We start from the raw sequence: 24,886 nt of genomic DNA on the forward strand, positions 1-24,886 counted from the left end.
CCGGCCCTGGGTGGGTGCTCTAGGCCCGTGAACGGGTGAAGCATAGCCTCCACACGGGTGAAATCGGACATAAGGGTCTATCGGTATCACAACGGGCGCCATAGCCTCCTGGTTGACGACACTCTCGTCGAAGGGGGAGACATGACGATATTGGACGACAAGAGAGTCCTCGGGGCGGCTCTCAGCCTCGCGCCGGCGGACCTCCAGGTGGACCGCCGTCGGCTGGCCGCGGGGCCCAGGGCCTCCTGGGCGTCCACTCAGCCCTTCCGCGTCGGTACCCGCGCCGCCGAGCACCCGGTCGCCGAGACCGACCACGACGGCTGGCGGACGGTGGCGAGGAGCTACCTCATCCGCGTGCTGTGCTCCGACGTCGTGACGTCGACGGCCGTCGTCCTGAGCGTCCTCCTCCTGGCGCACGGCGCGAGAGGTCGTCGGGGCCTCTGGCCGATCGCTGTCGCGCTCGTCTTCCTGGCGTTCCTGGTGGCGTTCGGCGGCTACGACCGCCGGTCCGTCGGCGACGGACCCGAGGAGTTCCGTGCCGTGATGAGGGCCGGTGTCGGCGCGGTGGCGGCTGTGGGTCTGACGAGCGTCGCGGTCGCCTGGGACATGCCGCGCGAGCTGGTCGGGGGCACCATCCTGACCATCGTCCCGACGGTGGCGGTCGGTCGATACGCGCTGCGCCGAAACCTCCACCGGCGACGCGCTCGTGGCGAGGCCATGTCGCGGACGCTCGTCGTGGGTGACGCCCTCTCCGTCCACCAGGTCGTCACCGACTTGCGCGCGGCCCCCCATCACGGTTACCAGATCGTCGGCCTGTGCCTACCTGCTGTCACCGACAAGCCGACCCAGGACGCCGTCCCTGTCCTGGGCGCGCTCGCTGACATCCCGCAGGTCGCCTTCGACCACCACATCGACGTCGTCATCGTGACCGGGAGCCAGCTCGCCGGTGAGGCGCTGCGGCGGTTGTCCTGGGCGCTGGGTCGCTCCGGCGCCGCGCTCGTGGTCGCGCCGGGGCTCGTGGAGGTCCTCGGCCCGCGCATCCAGCTGCGGCCGACCGCCGGTCTGACCTTGCTCGAGGTCGAGACGAGCTCCCCGCGGTCGCGGAGGCTCGCGAAGGCCGCGCTCGACCGGACGATTGGGGCGTGCCTGCTGGCTGCGGCACTTCCCGTGATCGCGGGTTCAGCAGTTGCCGTGGCGGTGACGAGCCCGGGCGTGCCGTTCTACCGCCAGCGCCGCATCGGCATCGACGGGCGAGAGTTCACGATGTGGAAGCTGCGGAGCATGTACCAGGACGCAGATGCCCGCAGGGCGCTCCTCCTGGAGCACAGCGACCGCGACGGCCTGATGTTCAAGATGCACGACGACCCGCGCGTCACGCCGGTGGGCCGCGTGCTGCGCCGATACTCGCTCGACGAGCTGCCACAGCTGTGGAACGTCCTGCGCGGCGACATGTCACTCGTCGGTCCTCGACCGCCGCTTCCCGAAGAGGTGGACGCCTACCGCGACGCGGTCAACCGTCGCCTGCGGGTGCGGCCCGGGCTGACGGGCCTGTGGCAGGTCAGTGGCAGGGCGGACCTCAGCTGGGAGGAGTCGATCCGGCTCGACCTGCGGTACGTCGACAACTGGTCGGTCACCATGGACCTGTTCATCCTGTGGAAGACGTTCCGTGTCGTGCTGCGGGGAGCGGGAGCGTACTGATGGCGACGGTCGACCGTGGCAGCTCGCCACGAGCCGGGCGTGCCAGCACGACGGCAGCCACCGGCACGGCTCCGGACGGGGCTGCCGGGAGCCCACCTCTGGCCCGGGTCTTGATCGTCGTGCAGAACCTGTCGGTCCCTCTCGATCGCCGTGTGTGGCTCGAGTGCCAGACCCTCGTCGGTGCCGGCCACCAGGTCTCGGTCATCTGCCCGCGCGACGACGGGCAGCCGGCGCACCGGACGCTCGACGGGGTCAGGATCCACACCTACGCCCCGCCGCGCCCGCGGTCGGGTGTCGGTGGGTACGTCGTCGAGTTCCTCTACTGCTGGCTCCGCACCGCGCTGCTGTCGGTCGGCGTCGCCCGCCGTGAGGGCTTCGACGTCCTCCAGGCCTGCAACCCGCCGGACACCTACTGGCTGCTCGGGCTCCTGTACAAGGTGTTCGGCGGCAAGCGCTTCGTCTATGACCAGCACGACCTGTGCCCCGAGGTCTACTCGGCACGGTTCGGTCGGGCCGGGCTGCTGCACCGAGGCCTTCTTCTGCTCGAACGTGCCACCTACGCGACGGCAGACCAGGTCATCTCGACGAATCCCTCGTACCAGGAGATCGCCCTGCGGCGGGGACGTGTCCCGGTCGAGCGGACGAGCATCGTCCTGAGTGCCCCGGACCCCGATGCCATGCGTCGCACCGATGGCGACCCTGCGCTCAGGCACGGCCGCGACCACCTCGTGTGCTACCTGGGGATCATGGGCCCGCAGGACGGCGTCGATCGGCTGCTGGGCGCGATCGACCACTACGTCCACGTCATGGGCCGTACCGATGCGCACTTCGGCCTGCTCGGGTTCGGCGACTGCCTCGACGCGCTGCGCGTCGAGTCCCGGACGCGCGGTCTCGACGACGTCGTCACGTTCACGGGCAAGGTCGGTCCGGAGGAGATCACCCGATGGCTGTCGTCGGCGTCCCTCGGGGTGACCCCGGACCCCAAGAACGAGTTCAACGACAAGTCGACGATGAACAAGACGCTCGAGTACATGTCCTTCGAGCTGCCCGTCGTGGGCTTTGACCTCGTGGAGAACCGCCGCTCGGCCGGCGACGCGGGCTCGTACGTGACGAAGGACGACGACGCCGCCCTGGGCAAGGCGATCGCCGAGCTCCTCGACGATCCCGAGCGGCGTGCGCGCATGGGGGCGATCGGCCGCAAGCGCGTCGAGGACTCGCTGCGCTGGAGCAAGCAGGAGCCGGTGTACCTCGAGGTGTTCCGGCGGCTCGCGCCGCGCCGAGCAGTGCCGCGCCCGGCAGCGGGGCGTCGAGCGGTGCCGCGCCCGGCAGTGCCGCGCCGAGCCGCACGACCGGACGCCCCGCGCGGTCCGGTCAGCTGATCGGTCGACCGGAGTCCAGCCACGCGTTCGAGCGGTCCCAGACGATCGCCGGTCCGAGGTTCGCCCGTGCGCCGTACCGTGCGTCCCGACCGAACCGGTTGTCGCGGAACACGCATTGCGCTCCTCGCGTGCCGCCCCCGCCCGCGTTGACGGTGTAGTTGCCGCCGTTCAGCAGGTTGTCCTCGATCAGGCAGTCCCGGACGGGCGAGTCCTCCTCGCCGAGCATCACCGCGGCGTTGGACTGTCCGGTCTGGTCGTCGTACGCCTGGAGGTTGTTGCCGCGCACCACGATCCGTCGACCGCCGACGATCTGCAGGGCGTCGGTGTGGGAGCCGTTGACCCCGACCAGCGCGTGGACGTACGAGTCTTCGATGGTGACGTCGTCGCCGGCGATGCGCGGACCGTCCACCACGTCGTGGATGTTGACGCGGCGAAGGGTGTAGTGGTTGAACGCCACGGCCGCGTCGCCCTTGCCCTGCCCGTCGATCTCGCTGTCTTCGATCAGCAGGTTCGCGGCGCCGAGGAGGCGCACGGGATAATGCCCGGTGTTCCGGATGCGTGTGTTGCGGATGACGACGTCGTCGGCCGTCACTGTCACCGTGCCCGCGATGTCGAGCCCGTCGATGACGGCGCCGTCCTTGCTCACCGTGATCGACGAGGACGGCCGGAGGACCGTCCCCGAGGGGACTCCGGTGGTGCTGCCGTCGGGGAAGGTCCGCGGAGCAGGTGCGCCATCGCCGCCTGGGTCTGTCGGTCGCGGGCCCGGAGCCAGCAGCAGGGCAGCGGCGAGGAGGCCGACGCCGATCCCGGCCGCGGCTGCACGCCGCAGTGGCGTCCAGCGACCCGTTGACCGGGTGCTGGACGCCACCGTGGTGTCCCGACGTCGTCGGGGACGCGCGCGGTCGAGGTGCCCCACGCGCCTAAGGTATGGCCATCCGGGTCCGGGGCGACATCGCCCGGGCGGCCACGATCCTCATGTTCCGGATCAGCCGAGACTGACCTTCGTGTCGAACCAGACGTTCGAGGCGCTGTCCCAGACCGTGTTCGGCCCGAGGTTGCCCCGAGGTCCGTACCGGAAGTCCCGCTGGAACTGGTTGTTCAGGAATGTGCACGCAGCGCCGGTCGTGCCGCCGCCGCCGCCATTGATCGTGTAATTGCCTCCGTCGAAAAGGTTTCCGTCCACGGTGCAGTTGCGGATCTGGCTGTTCTCTTCGCCGTACTGGAAGCCAGCATTTCCGTACGTACTGGTCTGCGGGTTGTTCACCTGGATGGTGTTGCCGCGCAGCACGATGTTCGAGCCACCGGTCGACTGGACGGCATCGGTGTGGTTGCTCCCCACCTGCAGGAGGTTGTGGATGTACGACGCCTCGATCGTGACATTCCCACCCGAGATCCGCGGGCCCTCCGCGACGTCATGGATGTTCACCCGGCGCAGCGTGTAGTTGCTGTAGGCGACCGCAGGGTTGCCACCGCCCTGGCCGTCGATCTCGCTGTCCTCCATGACGAAGGCCTTGCCGTTGACCCTGACCGGGATGCTGCCGGTGTTCTTGATCAGCGTCCGTCGGACGGTGACGTTGTTGGCGTTGACCGTCACGGTCCCGGTGATCTGCAGGCCGTCGATGACCGTGCCGTCCTGAGAGATCGTGATCGAGCCGGACGGCGTCAGCGTGACGCCGGCAGGGACGCCGGTCGTCGAGGCGTTCGGGAAGCCGGTCGACGATGCGGCGACCACTGGAGCGCTCACCGGCTGGGTGGCCGTCGACGTGGCGACCGGGGTCGGGGTGGCGGTCGCTGTCGGTGCAGGGGTTGCTGTGGCCGTGGCCGTGGCCGTGGGTGCAGGGGTGGGGGTGGCCGTGGGGGTGGTTGTCGGGGCGGGCGTCGCGGTCGCTGTCGACGTGCGCTTGTGAGACCGCAGCTCCAGGAGGCTGCGAGCCTCGCTCCGCGACGCGTGCCATGCCTCGGCTCGGCGAGCATCGACCAGGTCGAGGTCGTCCTTCAGGATCGCTGCGCTGCTCGGCGTCGCGACGGCCACAGGCTCCGCGACAGCTTCTGGTTCGGGGTGGGCGGAAGCGCTGCCGACGACCGTTGCGGTCGCACCCAGCACGAGCGCAGCCAACAGGCTGGCTCGCACGCTCCGGGCAGTCGACAGGCGGCGGAGGCCGCGAGGCGACGAGGGGGTGGCTTGTCCGGGTCGTTCACCCGTTCGGCGTAACATGTCCACCAAGTTAGGGGAATTTGATATGGCATGGCAAACGCCCTGGACAAACTCGGACATACCGCATAAAATCCCGATTGTGAATGTCGCAATTGTCACGGTCGTGATGCCCGCGCTCAACGCGGTCGGCACGATCGGGGAGCAGCTCGAGGCGCTCGCCGCGCAGCAGACGAACGTCCCGTGGGAGCTCGTTGTCGTCGACAACGGATCGACCGACGGCACCGTCACCGTCGCGGAGTCGTTCAGGGACAGGCTGCCCCGACTGGTGGTCGTGAGCTGCTCCCGCCCGGGCGCGAACGCCGCACGCAACCTCGGCGCGCGGTCAGGGTCCGGCGAGCTCCTGCTGTACTGCGATGCCGACGACCGTGTGGCGCCGGGCTGGCTCGACGCGATGGCCCGCGCCTTGGAGCAGACGGACGTCGTCGGCGGGCGCATCGACAACGATGCGTTCGGCAGCACGATGGAGCGCCATCCCGACGGTGTTCCCGTGGCCGCGGGCTTCCTGCCCCGAGCCATCACCGCGAACCTCGGCGTGCGCCGGTCAGCCTGGAGCGCGGTCGGTGGGTTTGCCGAGGACTACGAGTACGGCTGCACCGACACGGAGTTCTGCTGGCGGCTCCAGCTGGCCGGATACCAGATCGGTTACGCCGAGGACGCCGTGGTCGCCTACCGGCACCGGAGCTCGCTGCGGGCCGCGGCGGTCAAGTCGTACCGCACCGCCCGTTCGCGGGGGAGGCTCTTCCGGGACTTCGGTCCGCACGGCATGCCCCGGCCGCGCCTCGTCGGGGTCGGGTGGAGGTGGGCTCGCCTCGTCGTGACCGCTCCGCTGGCACCGTTCTCCGCGCGCAGGCGGTGGCAGTGGGTGACCGAGGCTGCCGGCGCGGCGGGTCGAGTGGTCGGCAGCGTGCGGTTCCGCGTGCGGTACCTCTAGCTCGAGCCGCGACCAGATCGAGCCGCGACCAGCTCGACCCCCCACTAGCTCGGACCACGACGCCCAGGATGTGACGCGGCTGCCCGCCGGAGCGCGACACCGCAGCGGACCAGCCGGACGAGCGTGAACGCCGCGGCGTAGCGCACCTTGGCCGGCAGGCTTGCCGGGAGCTCCTGGCTCCAGACCCTGAGCCAGACGGACGCGGCCGTGCGTGCCTCGTGCCGAGCCGACGCGAGGAGCTCGCGGCGAGTCGTCGGGCCCGACCCGTCAGCCAATCCGGTCGCCACTCGCAGGGACTTCTGGGCGAGGTCGCGCCAGCTCGGACGGGACGGGTGGTCGACAACGGCGTGCTCGCTGAAGACGAGGGTGCCCCCGGAGGCGGCGAGCCGGGTTCCCCAGTTGAGGTCGCCGCCCGACTTCAGGCTCGCGTCGAAGTTGCCGACACGTCGGAACGCGGCGGCCTGCACGACGAGGTTGGCGGTGGCGGCGAACGAGAACTTCTCGATGTATCTCGCCTGCTGGAACCCGTGCAGGAGCTCGTACAGCTCGGGTCCGCTGGTGGCGGCCGACCCGTGCCGGAACACCAGGTGGATCGCGCCGCCGACCGCATCGGGTCGGTCGGCGGTTTCGAGGCGGGCGACCGCGTTCGCCAGCCAGTCCGGGTGCGGCCGGCAGTCCGCGTCCGTGAACGCGAGGACGGTCCCGGTCGCGACGCTGACGCCCGTGTTCCGGGCGGCGTACGAGCCCCGCCGCTGCTCGGCGACGAGCCGGAACCGGTCGTCGTCCGGCAGAGCGGGCCGCAGGTCCTCGGTCGAGCTGTTGTCCACGACCACGACCTCGAGCCTGTCGTGCGGGTACTGCTGCGCAGCCAGGGCGTCCAGGCAGAGCCGAAGGCGATCGACGTCGTTGTACACCGGCACGACGACGGAGACCATGGGCGCGCTCCCGGGGCCGGACTCGCTCTTCATCGCGCCGCCACCTCGGCCCGGTGCCGCGTCCATGCGGTGAAGGTCCGACTCGCCCTGGACCGCGCGCGGACGAGCACGCGGCGGGCGACGCGTGCCCCTCGTCGCGCCGGTGAGTACGGTCCTGCGAGCATCCGCTGCATCCGGAACAGGGCTCGATGCAGGTGCTGCGACGCAGGAGAGCCGTCGACGAGCACGTCGAGCGGCAGGCCCGTGTGCCCGCGCCAGCGATGGTCGTAGGTCGTCGGCCCGACGGGGACGTCGCCGGCGAAGCCCGGCGGAGGGCCGACGAAGTTGTAGCTCCTCGCGAACGGCGGGACCTGCCCCTCGGGGTATCGGTACGCGAACTCGAAGTCCAGGATCTTCAGACCGATCCGGGCGTCCAGCACGAAGTTCTGCGGCTTGGCGTCGACCAGGTCGTACCCCAGGTCGTGGATCTGGCGGAGCACCGTGACCATCTGCCGCAGTACCGGCAACGGCACGAGCCGGCCGCCGGGCAGCGACCCCATCGGCGGCAGGGTGTCCTCGTAGAGCGGACAGCTGAACCAGTTCGGTCCGACCTCGACGAGTGGTGGCACGGCGTCGACCAGCGGACCCAGCTCGCGGATGGCCGCGACCTCGCGGTCGAGGAAACGACGGAAGCCCTCGGCGTACGTCTTGCGCACGACGGGTCCCTGCGGGCTCTGCACGACCTGGACCCTCGCGCGGCGACCACGGCTGAGCTCAGCCACCACGGGCGCGGTCGGTAGGAACGCCTCCGCGCGGCGATCTGCCTCGGCGTGCAACGCGTCGATCTGCTCGGGCATCGCCAGCTCGATGTAGTGCCAGGCATCGACGACGTCGTCGGAGGAGTGCACAGGGTTGAAGCGCTCGCCGGTCGGTACGCGTGCGTCGACGAGCTCGCGGATGCGGCGTTTGGCGAAGTAGACCTCCGCGTTGGTGAGCTGCGGGTACCGCACCTTGACAGCGCCGACGACCGGCTGCCGTGCGTGGTGGAGAGCGACGATGACGGCGGCAGGGCCGCCCCCGCTCTCGGGGAACGGGCCACGCCCCCAGTTCCCACCGCGCGCCTCGCTCGTGCACCGGCTCCGCGCCTCGTCGTCGAGCTCGCGCGCCTCGAGGACCTCGAACCCGAAATGGTCAAGGACGGCGGTGACGTCGTCCAGGCCGATGACCGTGAGGGCGCGTTCGCGGACGAAGAACACGGAGATCTCGGGGGTCTGCTCGGGTCCGGCCGCCGTCTCGGGGACGACGTGCTCGCGGACCCAGGGGTTGACGGTCGCAAGACGGCGCACGGTGTCCGGGGGCGGCCGCCACCCGACGCTCGCCAGGTAGCCGTCGATCTCTTCGAGGGTGCCCGGCAGCGCGACGCCCACGGCCTGCGCCAGGTCGCGCAGGACCGAGGTGTAGTCGTGCTCCGGAGGGTCGCCCGCGGCGTCGCTCCCGGTGCCGCGGGCGCTGTCGGTAGAGGGTAGGCCGGATCGCAGGCCCTTGTGGTACACCGCGTGGTACGCCATCGAGTGCAGGTGGTCGGTCGGGCACGGCACCCGGGTTCCGCTGCTGTGCGTCACGGCATGGTCGAGCATCTGCCGCGCGAGGCCTGGGGGGTAGTAGGCGGCGTTCTGGAAGTCGGCACCTTCGAGCCCGGTCTCGCTGTAGACGTCGACAGGGATGGTCCCAGGCTCCTCCGCGAGGACCCGATGCACGGTGGCGAGGTCGACGTCTGCGACCAGGAGGTCCAGGTCCTCTCCGGGCGCGAGCTCGGGCAGGGTCTCGAACCATCGCAGGGCCGCGTACCGCACGCCTTCGCGCTCGAGCTGTTGGGCCAGGCCATCGACTCCCACAACGGGGGAGAGGTAGTGGCGCGGTCGGGGCTGCGCCCGGTGCTTGGGGGTGAGCTCGAGCACCGCGAAGCGGGTGCCGCCGGCGGTCCAGCGACCGCGTGCCGACGCCGCTCCGCGGAGCCGGCTCACGAACCGTGCGACGTCGGCCTCCACGCCCCGTGGAGACGGCACCAGGGAGTGCTCGACAGCGACGAACCTGACGTCTCTCAGGTCGCGCACCACCCACAGCAGCCGAGCGAAGGGCGACCGGAGGACCAGCACGTCGCAGCTGGCGCGCAACGCCTGGGCCGGTGCGTTCAGCGGCCAGAGGCGAGACCCGATGGCGCCCGCACTGGTGCGGGCCTGATCGAGCTGCTCAGCCGGGACCAGCCCGAGGTAGCGGGTCAGTCCCGCGGCGGCGAGGGTCCGTGCGAGGTCCGCGTTCGTGGCTCCCACGTCGATGACGCGGCTCTCGGGTGGCAGGAGCGAGAGGAGGTCCACCCTGAGAACTTTAGGGCGCTTTTGTGACCGTCTGGGCGGTCTGTCCGACCTTTCACCCGACTGGCCCCCGGCCATACGGTCATGTACGTCCAAAATGGGTGGAATGTTCGGCGGGCGGTACGGTGTTCGTGGCCGCGCTCCTCCCGCCGCCGTCGAGAGCGAGGACGACACCGTTGAACGCATCCGTGCCGAGCCCTGACCCGCCGGCCCCATCGCCGGTCGGTCGACCGAACCTGGTGTCGGCCTTCCGGCGCGCATGGGCCGCCTGGCGTCGGATCTCTTCCTTCTTTCGCGGCTCGCGCAACCGCCTCGCGATCCTCTCGGTCGTCGCCGTGGTCGCGGGTCTCGCCGAGGCGACCCTCCTTGCCCTGATCGCCACGGTCGCGACGGCGCTGTCGCAGGGCCGCACCGACGTGACGGCGCACGTCGGACCGGCGACCGTGAACGCCGGGCTCCCCACGATGTTCGGCGTCGCCCTGGGCCTCGCCGTCCTGCGCGGCGGGCTGCAGGTGTGGTTGGCGTACCTTCCCGCAGCAATGAGCGCGCACGCCATGGCGCAGCTCCGGCGCCAGCTGTTCGACGCGTTCCACGGAGCCTCGTGGGCGATCAAGTCGTCCGAGCGCGACGGACAGTTCCAGTCGCTCATGAACCTGCACATCACGACCACGAGCCAGGCGATCATCACCCTGGGCACCGGGATCACCTCGGCCCTGATGTTCCTGACCCTCCTGGTCTCGGCGCTCGTGCTGAGCCCCGTGGCTGCCGTCATCCTCAGCGTCGCCTCCCTGGGGCTGTTCCTGTCCTTGCGTCCGCTGGCGCGGCGGCTCCGACGTCACGCGAAGGCGTTGAGCACCGAAAACATCGAGTACTCCAAGGGCGTCCAGGAGGTCGTCCTGATGGCCGAGGAGGCCCAGGTGTTCGGCGCCTCCACCAACTACCGGGAGACCTTCTACGCGCGCATCGAGCACGTGCGGGCTCCGATGCTCCGGACCCGGTTCTTGGCCGGCGCCGTCCCGGCCCTCTACCAGAGCGTCGCCCTGCTGGTGATGGTGCTGGCGCTGGTCGCCGTCTCGCTCGTGGACGCGAGCAAGATCGCCGCGCTCGGCTCCGTCGTGCTCCTGCTCGTGCGGTCACTCAGCTACGGCCAGCAGATCCAGACAGCTGTGACGAACCTCGACGAGGCGTCGCCGTTCATGAACCGCCTCGCCGACGCGATCGAGCGGTACACCGACAACCCCCAGCAGGACGGCCCCTTGCCGCTGCCGACGGTCGAGCGCATGGGGATGAGTGGCGTGCACTTCTCCTACGTCCCCGGGAAGGACGTCCTGCACGGCATCAGCTTCGACGTGCGGCGAGGCGAGGCGGTGGGCATCGTCGGTCCCTCGGGGGCCGGCAAGTCGTCCATCGTGCAGCTCCTCCTCCGGCTGCGTGACCCGGAGCAGGGCGAGGTCGTGATCAACGGCCGCGACGCGCGCGAGCTGCAGCGGTCGGACTGGCAGCGCCACGTCGCGTACGTCCCGCAGACGCCTCAGCTCATCTGGGGGACCGTGTGGGACAACATCAGGTTCTACCGGCCCGAGCTGACGGACGACGACATCCAGACCGCCGCCCGCCGAGCGCACATCCACAGCGAGATCGAGTCGTGGCCCGAGGGCTATGACACCGTCATCGGTCAGCGTGCGTCGGCGGTGTCGGGCGGTCAGCGACAGCGGCTGTGCCTCGCGCGCGCGCTGGCGGCGCAGCCCGACGTCCTGATCCTCGACGAGCCCACCAGCGCGTTGGACGTCCGCTCGGAGGAGCTCGTGCAGGAGTCGCTGAGCCGGCTCAAGGGCGATCTGATCCTGTTCCTCGTCGCGCACCGGCTGTCGACGTTGTCGATCTGCGACCGCGTCATGGTGGTGGTCGACGGCCGGCTCCAGGCGATCGACCGCCCGTCGGAGCTGCTTGCGACGAACGACTTCTTCCGCGACGTCAGTGAGATCACCCGTAGGCAGGGTGCCGCATCGCACGAGGCATAGCCCGAACGCACGGACCTCTCGCTACCAGGAGCCGCGACCCCGGACGATCTGCTGCAGCCGACGCCGGACGTTGTGCGCCTTGGCCCGCCAGCCGGCGTACTGGCGCAGGTCGAGCGTCGCCCGCTGGACGGCGACTGCCGACTCGTGCTCCTGCTCCGCCCAGGCCTCGACCGTACGGATGCCGAGCTTCCGCGCCGTCAGGGGCATCCGACGCAGGAGGTCGGCATCCGTACGGAACAGCGTGTGGGGTGAGCGAGGGTCGTCCATGTTGTCCTCGTGGATGAACGGGTAGGCCCAGCCGTTCACCGCTCCGAGGCGCGCGAGGGCGATGCAGTACTGCGAGAAGGACTGGCCTTGAGCCAGGGGGCCGGTGCGCTCGACCATGGCGCGCGGCAGCAGGTACCCGCTCCCCTGGACCCAGTGGTTGCGCAGGAGGCTGTAGCCGGCCCGGTACTCGACGATCTTCTTGGCAGCCAGCTCCGGCATGAAGTCCTCGTCCAGGAAGCGCCAGCAGCCGATCGCCCCGAACTCGGGGTTCGACTCGTGCATGCTGCGCAGGCGGCCGACCCAGCCGTCCTCGGGCAGGCAGTCGTCATCGACCTTGGAGACGTAGTCGCCATCGGCCTCGGCCCACAGCCAGTTCGTGGGCGCCGTCAGTCGGACGTTCTCCGGGCTGTGGTGGAATCGGTGGACCCGAGGGTCGGCGGAGTGCTCACGCACGGCGCTGAGGGTCTCCTCGTCGGTTCCGTTGTGCCACAGCCAGACGCGGGAGTGCTCGTCGCACGTCGACAGCAGGTGCGGGAGCGACACCTTGACGTGCTCCGGGCTGTTGTAGGTGATCATCAAGATGTCGACCACACCGGTCATGCGAGCCTCCTGAGGGACCTTCTGACGTTACCGGGCAGTGTTGCCACGGACGGGTGGCTCCTGCCTCGGGCTTGCCGCCGGTCGGGTGAACTTGGCTGCCCCTGGTTCCGGGGGCATCGAGCACCTTGTCGAAGGTGGCATATTGTGGCGTTCGGGACAATCCGGGGGAAAACCGAGGTAACGGCATGGACCTGTTCACGATCATCGGCACCTGCCTGCGACGCTGGTACGTCACGGTGCCGATCGTCGCTCTCACGGCGTGGATGTCCTTTCAGGCCTACCAGTCTGTGCCCTCGGTCTACAGCAGTGCCGTGTCGATCGTGGTGCTCCCGAACAGCACGCCGCAGGCCGTCGAAGGCACGGTGGAGACCCCTGTTCCTGACAACCCCTACTCCGGGTCCGGCGGCCCACGGTTCGCCGCTGCGGTGCTGGCGCGAAACATCAACTCCCGGGACTACCGCAACCTGGTCGGGCTGGGTGACGCCTCTGACGTCACGTTCTCCGCGACGGCGTCCGCCGACCAGCCCATCATCAGGATCGACGCGACCGGGCCCACGCCCGAGGTCGTGACGTCGACGCTCGAGGCCGTGACGACCGAGGCGAGCGTCGTGCTCGCGAACTTCCAGACGGCAGCGGGCGCGCCGGAGATCAAGCTGTATCGCATCGCTCCCGCGGTCCCGGCGGACCGGGTGCAGGACGTCACCCCAAGCCGGTGGCGTTCTGCTGGCGCCATCCTCGTCCTCGGCGCCGCGATCGCCGTCGTGTTCGCCACCTCGCTCGACAGTGCACTGCGGCGCTGGCGCGGTGGGCTCCCGACCGACCCGGACCCGACGATGGAGGCCGACCCGGACGAGGTCGTCAGGAGCAGCGACCGGGCTGCGCAGGTGAAGGCGCGACGCCGGCTCCGCGGGCGTGAACCTCGCACGACGTCGGCCGACGTGCCCACCGACGAGGTGGGGCCTGCAGATCTGGCCGAGACGGTGTCCCACGGCGCGTCCCGTGGCTCTGGTCGTAGGCCCGAGGTCGCCGATGCCTAGTGGCCGGACGCAACCGGTCGGGGGTGACCAGCTCGCCCGGCATCGCGAGCCGAGGCCCCAGGGGCCGTGGTTCGCCATCGGCGTCCTGCCGGTCGTGGCGCTCACGGTCCCGGCCGCGCTGGTGTTCTCCGGACCGTTGGAGTCCAACGGGTGGGTCGGCCGTCTTCTCGTCTTCTGGATCGCCGCCGCGGTGATCGTCGGCTGGGTCGCGCGGGTGCGTCGGCCGCGTCGGTCGTCGCCCGCAGAGATCGGTCTCTGGTTGCTGATCGGGGCGCTGGCGACGTCGGTCGCAGCCAGCGGCCTGCGCACCCTCACCGAGTCCGAGTCGAGCGGGGTCATGCGCGCCGCGCTCGTGATGTTCCCGCTCGCGATCGTCGCCCTCGGGATCTCTACCACGGCCGACCGGCCCCGGACCGACGCGTTCCTCGCGGCGATCCTCATCGGGGCCACGGTGAGCGCGCTGGTCGGGGTCCTGCAGTTCATGAAGCCGTTCGACCTCGCCGCCGTGCTCCGCCTGCCTGGCATGACCGCGCGGCAGCTCGGCGGGATGGGGTCGCGCGGGGGGTTCTTCCGGGTCAAGGGCGCCGCGGGGCATCCCATCGAGTTCGGCGTGATCTGTGGGGCGCTCGTGCCGCTCGGCATGCACTTCGTGAGGTTCGGCCGCACCCACAACAGGCGCATCCTGGCGGCGGTCGCGACCGTGTGCCTCCTTCTCGCCATCCCGATGGGCGTCTCGCGATCGGGCATCCTCGTCGTGCTGGTCGCGCTCATCGTCTACGCCGTCGTGCTGTCGGTCCGGCAGAGGATCTCCCTGCTCATCCTCGGTCTCGGCGCTGGGATGGTGATGCGCGCTGCAATCCCTGGCCTGCTGGGCACCGTGACGAGCTTCTTCACGCATGCCTCGACCGACAACAGCGTCAGCGGCCGGACCGAGGACTACGCGCAGATCGACGAGTTCTTCCGCCAGACCCCGATCCTCGGGCGTGGTCTGGGCACGTTCCGCCCGGAGGACTACTTCTTCCTCGACAACCAGTACCTGCTCGCCCTGGTCGAGGGCGGGATCGTTCTTGTCGCTGCGATCATCCTCTTCTTCCTGCTCGCCATCGCGTCGTGCCGTGGTGCGAGCCTGAGAGCCGCGCGCGCCGCGGATGCCTCCCGGGCCCAGGCCGTCATGGCTGCCGTCCTGGCGATCGGTGTCTCTGGGCTGTTCTTCGACCTGTTCAGCTTCGCTCAGGTGACGGTGCTGACGTTCGTGCTCGCCGGCGTCGCGGGGGCGCTGTGGCGCCAGGGTGTCGACGACGGCGTGCCGATCCCCAGTGCGATCGAACGGATCCGCGGTCGGCCTGTCCCCGTGGCCGCGGGTCGCATGGCGGCCGGCGGACGGCTGTCCGGACCGATCGACGTGGACGATGCGCCGAACCGGTGGTCGACCCGTGGCTGAGGCGCGCCGAACCATCACGGTCGTCATCCCCGCCCACAACGAGGAGGCCGTGATCGGGCGTTGCCTTGCTGCCCTGCTCGCAGACGCCCGGCCCGACCCCTCCGACGCGCTGTCCCATGGCCTCAGGGTGCTCGTCGTGAGCAACGGGTCGACGGACCAGACCGTGGCGCGTGCACTGTCGAGCCTGGCCGGCCGGGCCGGGTCGGACCAGGTGCTCGACCTCCCGGAGCCGTCCAAGGCCGCAGCCGTCCGCGCGGGGATGAGCCTGGCGGCCGCCGGTCCCGTCATCGTCCTGGACGCCGACGTCGAGCTGCCGACGAGTGCGGTGCGCGCGTTGGCGGACGTGCTGGACACACCGCTCGCGATCGTGGCCTACCCGACGCTTCGGCTCGACACGGAGTCGTCGTCGTGGGCGGTGCAGCGCTACTACAGGGTGTGGACCTCGTTGTCCTATGTCACGGCCTCGATGGTGGGGTCGGGTGTCTTCGCGCTCAACGGTCCAGCGCTCGCCCAGCTCGGCGAGCTGCCGGACGTGGTCAACGACGACGGGTGGGTGCGACTGTCCTTCCCGCCGGAGCGCCGCGTCGTCGTTCCCGAGGAGGTCACGGTGTTTGCGGCCCGGACCGCGCGGGCCCTCGTCGCCCGCCGTGCCCGGATCATCAACGGCAACCGCGCCCTGAGCCGTGAGCTGGGCCTCGGCGACGAACCGCCGCGTCGCACGGCCGAGGTGCTGCGCCAGCTCCGGGTTGGCCGCGTGCGCCCGGTGGACGTGATGGTCTTCGGTGCCCTCACGGTGGCCGGCCGTGCGGCAGCCGTGGTCCGGCGTGTGCGCCGCGACGCGACATGGTCGACGGACCTCACCTCGAGGGAGGTGCGATGAGCCCCGGGCCCGAGGTCTCGGTCGTCATCGTGACCCACAACAGCCCGGTCTGGGTCGAGCGGTGCCTGCGTGCGCTGCTCGACGAGGCTCGCCCGGTCGTCTCGTTCGAGGTCGTCGTCATCGACAGCGGTTCGGGGCGACCGACCGTGGACCTGCTCGAGCGCTGGTCGGACCGCCTGGTCCTGCGGCTGTCCGAGCGCAACATCGGGTTCGCTGCGGGCTGCAGCTGGGGCGTGCAGCTCGCCACCGGCGCGCGCATCCTGCTGCTCAACCCCGATGCCGTCGTCCAGCCGCGGTGCGTCGACGCGTTGGTGCGCTTCCTCGACAGCGACCCGGACGCCGGGCTGGTGGGCGGACGGACCTTGCGCCCTGACGGGACCGTGGACCCGAGCTCCTGCTGGGGTGCCCCGACGCTCTGGAGCTGGTTCTGCTTCGCGACGGGTCTGAGCACGACGTTCCGCCGCTCCCGCCTCTTCGACCCCGAGTCGTTGGGTCGGTGGGACCGGGACACCCCACGACGGGTGGACGTCGTGACGGGCTGCCTCCTCATGCTGCGCCGTTCGACCTGGGACCGGCTCGGAGGGTTCGACCTCGACTACTTCATGTACGGCGAGGACGCGGACCTGTCCTTGCGGGCCGCCCAGCTCGGCATGCACCCGTCCATCACCCCGGACGCGGTGGCGATCCACGCCGCTGGGGCGTCCTCCGGCCAGGGGCCCGACAAGGTCCGCATGCTGATGACAGCGAAGGCGACGTTGGCGCGCAAGCACTGGGCACCGGGCCGGGCCCGGCTCGGAGTGCTCTTCTTGGTCGCCGGCACAGGCCTGCGCGCCCTCGGCGAGCGACTGCGGGGGAAGCCGGAGCCCGCGTGGCTCCCGACGTGGGCAGATCGCAGCTGGACCCGAGGCTGGGAATCGGCCGACGTCGCTCCGCCGCGGCCCTGACGGTCGCAGCCTCGTAGACTTCTCGGTGCACCCCGGGTCCTGCTGGACTCGGGGCTCTCGTGCTGCCGTCGACGCCCCGAAGGACACCATGGACCTCACCGGACTCGTGCCCGCCCTGCTCGCCGACCCCGCCGCGGCCCGCGCGGTCGAGCTCGTGCGCTCGGGCGGCGAGGTCGACGTCGTCGGGCCCGCCGGGGTGCGCCCACCGCTGCTCGCCGCGCTGTCAGCCCGTCGCCCGCTCGTGGTGGTGACCGCGACCGGACGCGACGCGGACGAGCTCGCGGCCGCGCTGCGCGGCTACGTGCCCGACGACTCGGTCGCGGTCCTGCCGTCCTGGGAGACGCTCCCGCACGAGCGGCTGTCCCCGCGCAGCGACACCGTCGCGCGCCGGCTCGCGGTGTTCCGCCGCCTCGCGCACCCGACGGCCGACGCCGGCATGACGGGCGAGATCCGCGTGCTCGTGATGCCGGTCCGCGCGCTGCTGCAGCCGGTCGTCGGTGGGCTCGGCGAGCTCGAACCGGTCGCGCTCGCGGTCGGTGACCGGGTCGACCTGACCGAGGTCGCGGACCGGCTGGTCGCGGCCGCGTACTCGCGCGTGGACATGGTCGAGAAGCGGGGGGAGTTCGCGGTGCGCGGCGGCATCCTCGACGTGTTCCCGCCGATCGAGGACCACCCGCTGCGGATCGAGTTCTGGGGCGAGGACGTCGAGGAGATCCGGTGGTTCTCGGTCGCGGACCAGCGGAGCCTCGAGGTCGCGACGCACGGGCTGTGGGCGCCGCCGTGCCGCGAGCTGCTGCTGACCGATGCGGTGCGCGAGAGGGCCGCCGATCTCGTCGCCCAGCTGCCCGGCGCGGTCGAGATGCTCGACAAGATGAGCGTGGGCATCGCGGTCGAGGGCATGGAGTCGCTCGCGCCGGCGCTCGTCGACGAGATGGTCCCGGTGCTCGACCTCGTGCGTCCGGACTCGGTCCTCGTCCTGGTCGATCCCGAACGGGTGCGGCGCCGCGCGCACGACCTCGTCGCCACGACCGAGGAGTTCCTCGCGGCGGCCTGGACGTCCGCCGCGGCCGGGGGGTCGACGCCCATCGACCTGTCCGCGGCGTCGTTCGCCTCGTTCGCGGAGGTGCGGGCGCTCGCGGCGGTGCAGGGGCTCGGCTGGTGGACGCTCAGCCCGTTCACGCTCGACGCGGACGCCGTCGAGGGCACCGACGTGACGGGCTCCGGCGAGGTCGTCGGGCACGTGTCGGGGGACGTCGAGACGCTCGTGGTCACCGCGCGCGACGTCGAGCGGTACCGCGGCGAGGTCGCCCGGGCAATCACGGACGTGCGGGCGCTGCAGCGGGCGGGGTGGCGGCTCGTGCTCGCGACCGAGGGCCACGGCCCGGCCCAGCGCATGACCGAGCAGCTCAAGGCCGCCGACGTGCCGGCGCGCCTGATCACGTCGCTCCACGGGGAGCTCGAGGGCGGCGTCGTCCTCGTCGTGCCCGGTGCGGTCGGCCCCGGCTTCGTCGCGGAGGGCCTGCAGCTCGCGGTGTTCTCGGAGTCCGACATCACGGGACGGGCCGGCTCGTCGACGCGCGACATGCGCACGATGCCGAGCCGGCGGCGCAACGTCGTGGACCCCCTCGCGCTGCGCCCCGGCGACTTCGTCGTGCACGAGCAGCACGGCGTGGGCCGGTTCGTCGAGCTCGCGTCCCGCACGATCGGCTCGGGCGCGTCCGCGGCGACGCGCGAGTACCTCGTCATCGAGTACGCGTCGTCCAAGCGCGGCCAGCCGGGGGACCGGCTCTACGTGCCGACCGACCAGCTCGACCAGGTCACCAAGTACGTCGGAGGCGAGGCGCCGAGCCTCAACCGCATGGGCGGCGGCGACTGGGCCAAGACGAAGGGTCGCGCCCAGAAGGCCGTCAAGGAGATCGCGGCCGAGCTCATCCGGCTGTACTCCGCGCGCATGGCGACCCCCGGCTACGCGTTCTCGGCCGACACGCCGTGGCAGCGCGAGCTGGAGGACGCGTTCGCGTTCGTCGAGACGCCCGACCAGCTGGCCACGATCGACGAGGTCAAGGCCGACATGGAGAAGCCGATCCCGATGGACCGGCTGATCTGCGGCGACGTCGGGTACGGCAAGACCGAGATCGCCGTGCGCGCGGCGTTCAAGGCCGTCCAGGACGGCAAGCAGGTCGCGGTGCTCGTGCCCACCACGCTGCTCGTCCAGCAGCACCTCGACACGTTCAGCGACCGCTACGCGGCGTTCCCCGTGAGCGTCAAGGCGCTGTCCCGGTTCCAGTCCCCGGCCGAGAGCAAGGAGGTCGCGGCGGGGCTCGCGGACGGCAGCATCGACGTCGTCATCGGCACGCACCGGCTCATCACCGGTGACGTGCACTTCAAGGACCTCGGCCTCGTGGTGATCGACGAGGAGCAGCGGTTCGGCGTCGAGCACAAGGAGACGCTCAAGGCGCTGCGGACCAACGTCGACGTCCTCGCGATGAGTGCGACGCCCATCCCGCGCACGCTCGAGATGGCGGTCACGGGCATCCGCGAGATGTCGACGCTCGCGACGCCGCCCGAGGAGCGCCACCCGGTGCTCACGTTCGTCGGCCCGTACGAGGAGCGGCAGATCACCGCGGCCATCCGGCGTGAGCTGCTGCGCGAGGGCCAGGTGTTCTACGTGCACAACCGGGTCGAGTCGATCGAGCGCGTCGCGGGGCGGCTCGCGGAGCTCGTCCCGGAGGCGCGGATCGCCGTCGGCCACGGCAAGATGCCCGAGCACCAGCTCGAGCGGGTCATCGGTGACTTCTGGGAGAAGCGGTTCGACGTGCTGGTCTGCACGACGATCGTCGAGACGGGCCTCGACATCTCCAACGCCAACACCCTGATCCTCGAGCGTGCCGACCTGCTCGGACTGTCCCAGCTGCACCAGCTGCGCGGACGCGTGGGTCGCGGTCGTGAGCGCGCGTACGCGTACTTCCTCTACCCGCCCGAGCGGCCGCTGACCGAGACCGCGCACGACCGGCTCGCGACGATGGCCGCCAACACCGACCTCGGCGCGGGCATGGCGATCGCGATGAAGGACCTCGAGATCCGCGGCGCGGGCAACCTGCTCGGCGGCGAGCAGTCGGGGCACATCGAGGGGGTCGGGTTCGACCTGTACATCCGGATGGTCGGCGAGGCGGTGCTGAACTTCCGCGGCGAGACGCCCGAGGAGCTGCCCGACGTCACGATCGAGCTCCCCGTCGACGCCCACCTGCCGCACGACTACATCGCGCACGAGCGGCTGCGCCTCGAGGCGTACCGCAAGATCGCCGCAGCGCCCGACGCCGCGGTGCTCCGAGAGGTCCATGCCGAGCTCGTCGACCGGTACGGCCCGGTGCCCGACGCGGTGTCGAACCTCTTCGAGGTCGCCGAGTTCAGGATCCACGTCCGCTCGGCAGGGCTCACCGATGTGACGGCCCAGGGCAAGTTCGTGCGGTTCGCGCCGGTCGACCTGCCCGAGTCGGCGCAGCTGCGGCTCAAGCGGCTCTACCCGGGAACCGTCCTCAAGCCGGCGATCCGCACGATGCTCGTGCCGTTCCCCACGACGGCACGCATCGGTGGCACGGCTCTGCACGGCGCGCAGCTGCTCGCGTGGGCGCGGCAGCTGATCGACGCGGTCGTCCTCGGCGACGTGTCGGCCGCCGCGCAGGTCGGCACCGGTGCCCGCGCCGGTACGCCCGCCGGGAACCGGTGACCGATGCGCCTACGATGGGCGCAGTGCTCGAAGCGATGACGCGGGAGGTCGCAGGTGTCGGTGGTGCGGTGGCGTACAGGTAGGCAGGGTCAGGTGCGTGGACTCGTCGTCGGCGGTGCCCTCGTGGCGGTCACGGTGCTGGCCGGGTGCTCGGGTCAGCCCGGCGCCGCAGCGCTCGTGGACGGGACGGCGATCTCGGTGGCCGACGTGCAGACCGCGACGACCGAGCTCGCGCCGCTCTACCAGGGTGTGACGCCGGCAGCGGTGCTGCAGGTCCTCGTCCACGAGCGCGCGACGACGGCTGTGGCGTCCGAGCAGGGCGTCGGGGTGAACGACCAGCAGGCCGCCGACGCTCTCAACGCCATCGGCGCCCAGCTGCCGGCGGTCGGCGAGCGGACCTACTCCGCCCCGACGCTCGCGGTCGAGCGCTACCTCATGGCCAACACGCTGCTGCAGGGTCTCGAGACGGCCGACGCGATCGGCACGGAGCTGCAGGAGCGGATCGCGGCGCAGAAGGTCGAGATCAGCCCGCGGTTCGGGACGCTCGCCGACGGCGCCACGATCACCGACACGGTCCACCCGTGGCTCGTCGCACCGACGGCCGGTTGAGCCCGGCGACGACCATTCCCGGCGAGGGCATCCAGGCTCTCGTCGAGGTCATGGACCGCCTGCGGTCGCCCGGTGGGTGCCCGTGGGACGCGCGCCAGACGCACGCCTCGCTCGTGCCGTACGCGCTCGAGGAGGCGTACGAGGTCGCCGAGGCGATCGAGTCCGGCGACCGCTCCGCCATGCGCGAGGAGCTCGGCGACCTCCTGCTGCAGGTCGTGTTCCACGCGCGGATCGCCCAGGAGTCCCCGACCGACCCGTTCGACCTCGACGACGTGGCGCGCGCGATCACCGCGAAGCTCGTGCGCCGGCACCCGCACGTGTTCGAGCGCGTGGTGTCCGGGGCCGGCGGCGCGCCCTCGGTCGACGCGACCGGTGCGGACCTCGAGGACCTGCACGTGCAGTGGGACCGGATCAAGGGTCACGAGAAGCAGCGCGAGTCGGTGCTCGACGGGATCCCGGCCGCCCAGAGTGCGCTCGCGCGCGGGCAGAAGGTGCTCGCGCGGGCACGGCGGGCCGGCCTCCAGTCGAGTGGTGACCTCACGCAGGTGGCACCGCCCCGGGGGCCGGACGGCACGGATGGTCCCGACGGCACGGATGGTCCCGACGGCGGGGGTGCCGTGGCGTGGACCGAGGCCGAGGTCGGAAGGCGGCTGCTCGAGCTCGTGGCAGCGGCCGACGAGGTCGGTGTCGACGCCGAGTCGGCGCTGCGCAACGCCGTGCGGGCCGTCGAGGCGGACGTCCGCGTCGCTGAACAGGACGCTCGGGACCAAGGTCCGGCAAATCGACCCCCCGGCATCGTCACCATTTCACCTGGAGAGCCGACGGCTGCTCCGAGGACCGAGCGAGGAAGCGAGGACCGATGACGGCCACACTGACGGTTGCAGCGCTCACCGAGAGGGGGCTCGGGGAGAGACGCGTCGCACTCGTCCCCGACACCGTCACGCGACTCGTCGCAGGCGGGTTCGCGGTGCTGATCGAGGCCGGAGCCGGGGCAGGCGCCTTCCACCCGGACGACGAGTACGTCGCCGCCGGCGCGAAGACCGACACCCTCGAGTCCGTGCTCGACGCCGCTGACGTCCTCCTGGCGGTCCGCCGACCCGAACCGGAGATCCTCGCTCGCCTGCGGCCCGGACAGGTGCTCGTCGGCCTGCTCGACGCCCGCGGCACGGGACGCGCCGGGCTCGACGAGCTCGTGGCGCGCGGTGTCGTCGTCCTTTCGCTCGACCTCCTGCCGCGCACCCTGTCGCGCGCCCAGACGATGGACGCACTCAGCTCGCAGGCGTCCGTGGCGGGCTATCGCGCAGCGATCGTCGCGGCTGAGGCGTTCGCCCGGTACTTCCCGATGATGATCACCGCGGCCGGAACGGCACGTCCCGCCAAGGTCCTCGTGCTCGGGGCCGGTGTCGCCGGGCTTCAGGCCATCGGCACCGCGCGCCGGCTCGGCGCGCAGGTGACCGGCTACGACGTCCGTGAGGCCGCACGCGAGGAGGTCACGTCGCTCGGTGCGAGCTTCCTGGCCACCACGGTGAACGTGGCGTCCGAGGGCGGCTACGCCCGTGCGCTGACCCCCGAGGAGCAGGCCGCCCAGCAGGCCGAGCTCTCGGCGAAGATGCGCGCGTTCGACATCGTCATCACGACCGCGCAGGTCCCGGGCGCTCGCCCGCCGGTGCTCGTCACCGCCGAGACGCTCGCCGGGATGGCTCCCGGCTCCGTCGTCGTCGACCTCGGTGCGAGCTCGCTCGGCGGCAACGTCGACGGCTCGGTCCCCGACGAGCGCATCGTCACCGCCAACGGCGTCACGGTCATCGGCGCGGGCAACCTGCCCACGCAGATGGCCACCGGCGCGTCGGCCGCCTACGCACGCAACGTCGCAGCGCTGCTGACGGCCGTCGTGAAGGACGGCGCCGTGGACCTCGACCCCACCGACGAGGTCGTGGACGCGGTGTGGGTGCGTCCGGCCGAGGTCGCTCCCGCGGTGGTCGCCCCTACCGAGGTCGTCGCCGAGGCCGAGGCCGCTGCGGACGCCGCACCCGAGACCCTTCCGGAAGGGGAGTGAGATGAGCGCCCAGCTGCTCAGCAACCTGGCTCTGTTCGTCCTCGCTCTGCTCGTCGGGTTCGAGGTCATCAGCAAGATCCCCGCGACCCTGCACACGCCGATGATGTCGGGCGCCAACTCGATCCACGGCGTCGTCCTCGTCGGTGCGATCCTCATCGCCGCCGTCGCCGACACACCCGCCGCGTACGTCCTGACCTTCGTCGCGGCGGCCTTCGCTGCCATGAACGTCGTGGGGGGCTACGTGGTCACGGACCGGATGCTCGAGATGTTCAGGACGAAGCCGAAGCCGGCCCCCGTGGCCGCTCCTGCTGCGGCGACCAACGACGGAGACGTGCGATGAGCGGCGACACCCTTCCCCTCCTCGACACGGTCATCCGGGTCGTCTACCTGCTCGCAGCCGTCACGTTCGTCCTCGGCCTGCACTTCATGCGTTCGCCCGTGACGGCGCGACGCGGCAACCTGCTCTCCGCCTCCGGGATGGCGTGCGCGGTCCTCGCGACCGTCGTGCTCATCCTCGCGGGAGAGGGCCACGGACGCATCGTCCCGATCGCGGCGGTCGCCCTGGTCATCGGCACGGCTGCCGGGTCGGCCGGTGGGATGATCGGCGCGCGTCGCGTCAAGATGACGGCTATCCCGCAGCTCGTCTCGCTGTTCAACGCCGTCGGCGGCGGCGCGGCCGCGGTCGTGGGCGTCGTGGACTTCGTGCGCCTGAACGCCGAGGGCGCGCTCACAGCGGGCGTCTCGGTGCCCGTCGTGCTCGACGTGATCATCGGCTCGGTGACGTTCTCCGGGTCGCTCATCGCGGCGGGCAAGCTCCAGGGCTGGGTCTCCGGTGCGCCGATCACGTTCGCGGGGTCGCGTCTGGCGAGCATCGTCGCGGCCGTCGTCGCGGTGGTCGGTGGCGTCGTCGTCATCGCGAACCCCAGCGCGTGGCTGCTGTGGCTCGTCGTGGTCGCGGCTCTCGCGTTCGGCGTGCTGATGGTGCTGCCGATCGGCGGCGCGGACATGCCCGTCGTGGTCTCGCTGCTCAACGCGTTCACGGGCCTCGCGGTCGCGATGGCCGGCTTCGTGGTCGACAACCAGATCATGATCATCGCGGGCGCCCTCGTGGGTGCCTCCGGAACGATCCTGACCCAGCAGATGGCCGAGGCCATGAACCGCTCGGTCATGTCGATCATGGTCGGCGGCTTCGGCACCGGGGACACGAGCGCGGCAGACGCCGGCGCGAGCAACGCGATGGCCGGGGTCGAGGTCCGCAAGGTCAGCGCGGACGACGTGGCCATCCAGCTCGCCTACGCCCAGAAGGTCATCATCGTGCCCGGGTACGGCCTCGCGGCCGCCCAGGCGCAGCGCGAGTGCGGTGAGCTCGGCAAGCTGCTCACCGACCGCGGGATCACCGTCTACTACGCGATCCACCCGGTCGCGGGCCGCATGCCGGGGCACATGAACGTGCTCCTCGCGGAGGCCGACGTGCCGTACGACCAGCTCAAGGAGATGGACGAGGTCAACCCGGAGTTCGACACGGCCGACGTCGCCCTCGTCGTGGGCGCGAACGACGTGACCAACCCGGCGGCCCGCCGGACCGGCAACGCCATCTCGGGCATGCCGATCCTCGACGTCGACCACGCGCGCTCGATCATCGTGATCAAGCGCTCGCTGGGCCACGGCTACGCGGGTCTCGACAACGAGCTGTACGGCGACCCGAAGACTGGCATGTTCCTCGCGGACGCCAAGAAGGGCCTCGCGCAGATCCTTGCCGGGGTCAAGTCCTACGTCGGCTGACGTCCTCTGCCAA

Annotated in this window: 19 protein-coding genes; 14 read left to right on the forward strand and 5 right to left on the reverse strand. The window is 71.1% G+C overall.

Annotated elements, in window-relative coordinates; translation table 11 throughout:
• Positions 1–141 precede the first annotated feature (141 nt).
• A complete protein-coding gene (locus DDP54_RS11375; protein ID WP_109131831.1) occupies positions 142–1,698 on the forward strand; it encodes a sugar transferase in 1,557 nt (518 codons plus the stop codon).
• Entirely contained in the window at positions 1,698–3,077 is a 1,380-nt protein-coding gene (locus DDP54_RS11380) for a glycosyltransferase family 4 protein (RefSeq protein ID WP_242448361.1), read from the forward strand. The genes DDP54_RS11375 and DDP54_RS11380 overlap by 1 nt, the downstream gene beginning before the upstream one ends.
• Here DDP54_RS11380 and DDP54_RS11385 read toward each other — a convergent pair.
• A complete protein-coding gene (locus tag DDP54_RS11385; RefSeq protein ID WP_158274511.1) occupies positions 3,070–3,723 on the reverse strand; it encodes a right-handed parallel beta-helix repeat-containing protein in 654 nt (217 codons plus the stop codon). The genes DDP54_RS11380 and DDP54_RS11385 overlap by 8 nt on opposite strands.
• A 339-nt stretch (positions 3,724–4,062) precedes the next feature.
• The gene (locus DDP54_RS18200; RefSeq protein ID WP_158274512.1) at positions 4,063–5,208 is read right to left on the reverse strand and encodes a right-handed parallel beta-helix repeat-containing protein; all 1,146 of its coding nucleotides are present in this window, start codon (positions 5,206–5,208) and stop codon (positions 4,063–4,065) included.
• A 163-nt stretch (positions 5,209–5,371) separates the two neighbouring features.
• On the opposite strand from DDP54_RS18200, the gene DDP54_RS11400 reads away from it, so the two are divergent.
• Complete coding sequence (locus DDP54_RS11400; RefSeq protein WP_158274513.1) at positions 5,372–6,223, forward strand: glycosyltransferase; 852 nt, start codon at positions 5,372–5,374, stop codon at positions 6,221–6,223.
• A 44-nt stretch (positions 6,224–6,267) separates the two neighbouring features.
• Here DDP54_RS11400 and DDP54_RS11405 read toward each other — a convergent pair whose 3' ends face one another.
• Positions 6,268–7,191 (reverse strand): glycosyltransferase family A protein, encoded by a 924-nt coding sequence (locus tag DDP54_RS11405; protein ID WP_158274514.1) that lies wholly within the window; start codon positions 7,189–7,191, stop codon positions 6,268–6,270.
• The gene (locus DDP54_RS11410; protein WP_109131837.1) at positions 7,188–9,512 is read right to left on the reverse strand and encodes a hypothetical protein; all 2,325 of its coding nucleotides are present in this window, start codon (positions 9,510–9,512) and stop codon (positions 7,188–7,190) included. The genes DDP54_RS11405 and DDP54_RS11410 overlap by 4 nt, the downstream gene beginning before the upstream one ends.
• A gap of 236 nt (positions 9,513–9,748) precedes the next feature.
• On the opposite strand from DDP54_RS11410, the gene DDP54_RS11415 reads away from it, so the two are divergent.
• Positions 9,749–11,530 (forward strand): ABC transporter ATP-binding protein, encoded by a 1,782-nt coding sequence (locus tag DDP54_RS11415; RefSeq protein WP_242448362.1) that lies wholly within the window; start codon positions 9,749–9,751, stop codon positions 11,528–11,530.
• Between the two features lie 21 nt (positions 11,531–11,551).
• Here the strand turns inward: DDP54_RS11415 and DDP54_RS11420 are convergent, their stop codons facing one another.
• Positions 11,552–12,397: a glycosyltransferase family 2 protein gene (locus DDP54_RS11420; protein ID WP_109131839.1), complete on the reverse strand. Its 846-nt coding sequence runs from the start codon at positions 12,395–12,397 to the stop codon at positions 11,552–11,554.
• Between the two features lie 185 nt (positions 12,398–12,582).
• Between DDP54_RS11420 and DDP54_RS11425 the strand changes: the two genes are divergently transcribed.
• The 10 genes from DDP54_RS11425 (at position 12,583) to DDP54_RS11470 (ending at position 24,873) form a co-directional block, all read left to right on the forward strand.
• Positions 12,583–13,434, forward strand: coding sequence for a hypothetical protein (locus DDP54_RS11425; RefSeq protein ID WP_109131840.1), 852 nt, complete (start codon positions 12,583–12,585; stop codon positions 13,432–13,434).
• A complete protein-coding gene (locus tag DDP54_RS11430; RefSeq protein ID WP_109131841.1) occupies positions 13,427–14,875 on the forward strand; it encodes an O-antigen ligase family protein in 1,449 nt (482 codons plus the stop codon). The genes DDP54_RS11425 and DDP54_RS11430 overlap by 8 nt, the downstream gene beginning before the upstream one ends.
• Positions 14,868–15,755 carry a glycosyltransferase gene (locus DDP54_RS11435; RefSeq protein ID WP_158274515.1) on the forward strand — a complete coding sequence of 296 codons (888 nt, stop codon included), beginning with the start codon at positions 14,868–14,870 and terminating at the stop codon, positions 15,753–15,755. The genes DDP54_RS11430 and DDP54_RS11435 overlap by 8 nt, the downstream gene beginning before the upstream one ends.
• A complete protein-coding gene (locus DDP54_RS11440) occupies positions 15,752–16,699 on the forward strand; it encodes a glycosyltransferase family 2 protein (protein ID WP_158274516.1) in 948 nt (315 codons plus the stop codon). Before DDP54_RS11435 ends, DDP54_RS11440 begins: the two co-directional genes overlap by 4 nt.
• Before the next feature lie 88 nt (positions 16,700–16,787).
• Positions 16,788–20,426, forward strand: a complete 3,639-nt coding sequence (gene mfd / locus DDP54_RS11445; protein WP_109131844.1) for a transcription-repair coupling factor — start codon at positions 16,788–16,790, stop codon at positions 20,424–20,426.
• Positions 20,427–20,519: 93 nt separating this feature from the next.
• The gene (locus DDP54_RS11450) at positions 20,520–21,035 is read left to right on the forward strand and encodes a hypothetical protein (protein ID WP_109131845.1); all 516 of its coding nucleotides are present in this window, start codon (positions 20,520–20,522) and stop codon (positions 21,033–21,035) included.
• Positions 21,008–21,898, forward strand: coding sequence for a MazG family protein (locus DDP54_RS11455; protein ID WP_242448363.1), 891 nt, complete (start codon positions 21,008–21,010; stop codon positions 21,896–21,898). The genes DDP54_RS11450 and DDP54_RS11455 overlap by 28 nt, the downstream gene beginning before the upstream one ends.
• Complete coding sequence (locus tag DDP54_RS11460) at positions 21,895–23,091, forward strand: NAD(P) transhydrogenase subunit alpha (protein WP_109131846.1); 1,197 nt, start codon at positions 21,895–21,897, stop codon at positions 23,089–23,091. The genes DDP54_RS11455 and DDP54_RS11460 overlap by 4 nt, the downstream gene beginning before the upstream one ends.
• A gap of 1 nt (position 23,092) precedes the next feature.
• The gene (locus DDP54_RS11465) at positions 23,093–23,431 is read left to right on the forward strand and encodes an NAD(P) transhydrogenase subunit alpha (RefSeq protein ID WP_109131847.1); all 339 of its coding nucleotides are present in this window, start codon (positions 23,093–23,095) and stop codon (positions 23,429–23,431) included.
• Positions 23,428–24,873: an NAD(P)(+) transhydrogenase (Re/Si-specific) subunit beta gene (locus DDP54_RS11470; RefSeq protein WP_109131848.1), complete on the forward strand. Its 1,446-nt coding sequence runs from the start codon at positions 23,428–23,430 to the stop codon at positions 24,871–24,873. Before DDP54_RS11465 ends, DDP54_RS11470 begins: the two co-directional genes overlap by 4 nt.
• Positions 24,874–24,886: the final 13 nt, after the last annotated feature.

Origin of the sequence: Cellulomonas sp. WB94, assembly GCF_003115775.1 — a bacterium.
Lineage (GTDB): Bacteria > Actinomycetota > Actinomycetes > Actinomycetales > Cellulomonadaceae > Cellulomonas_A.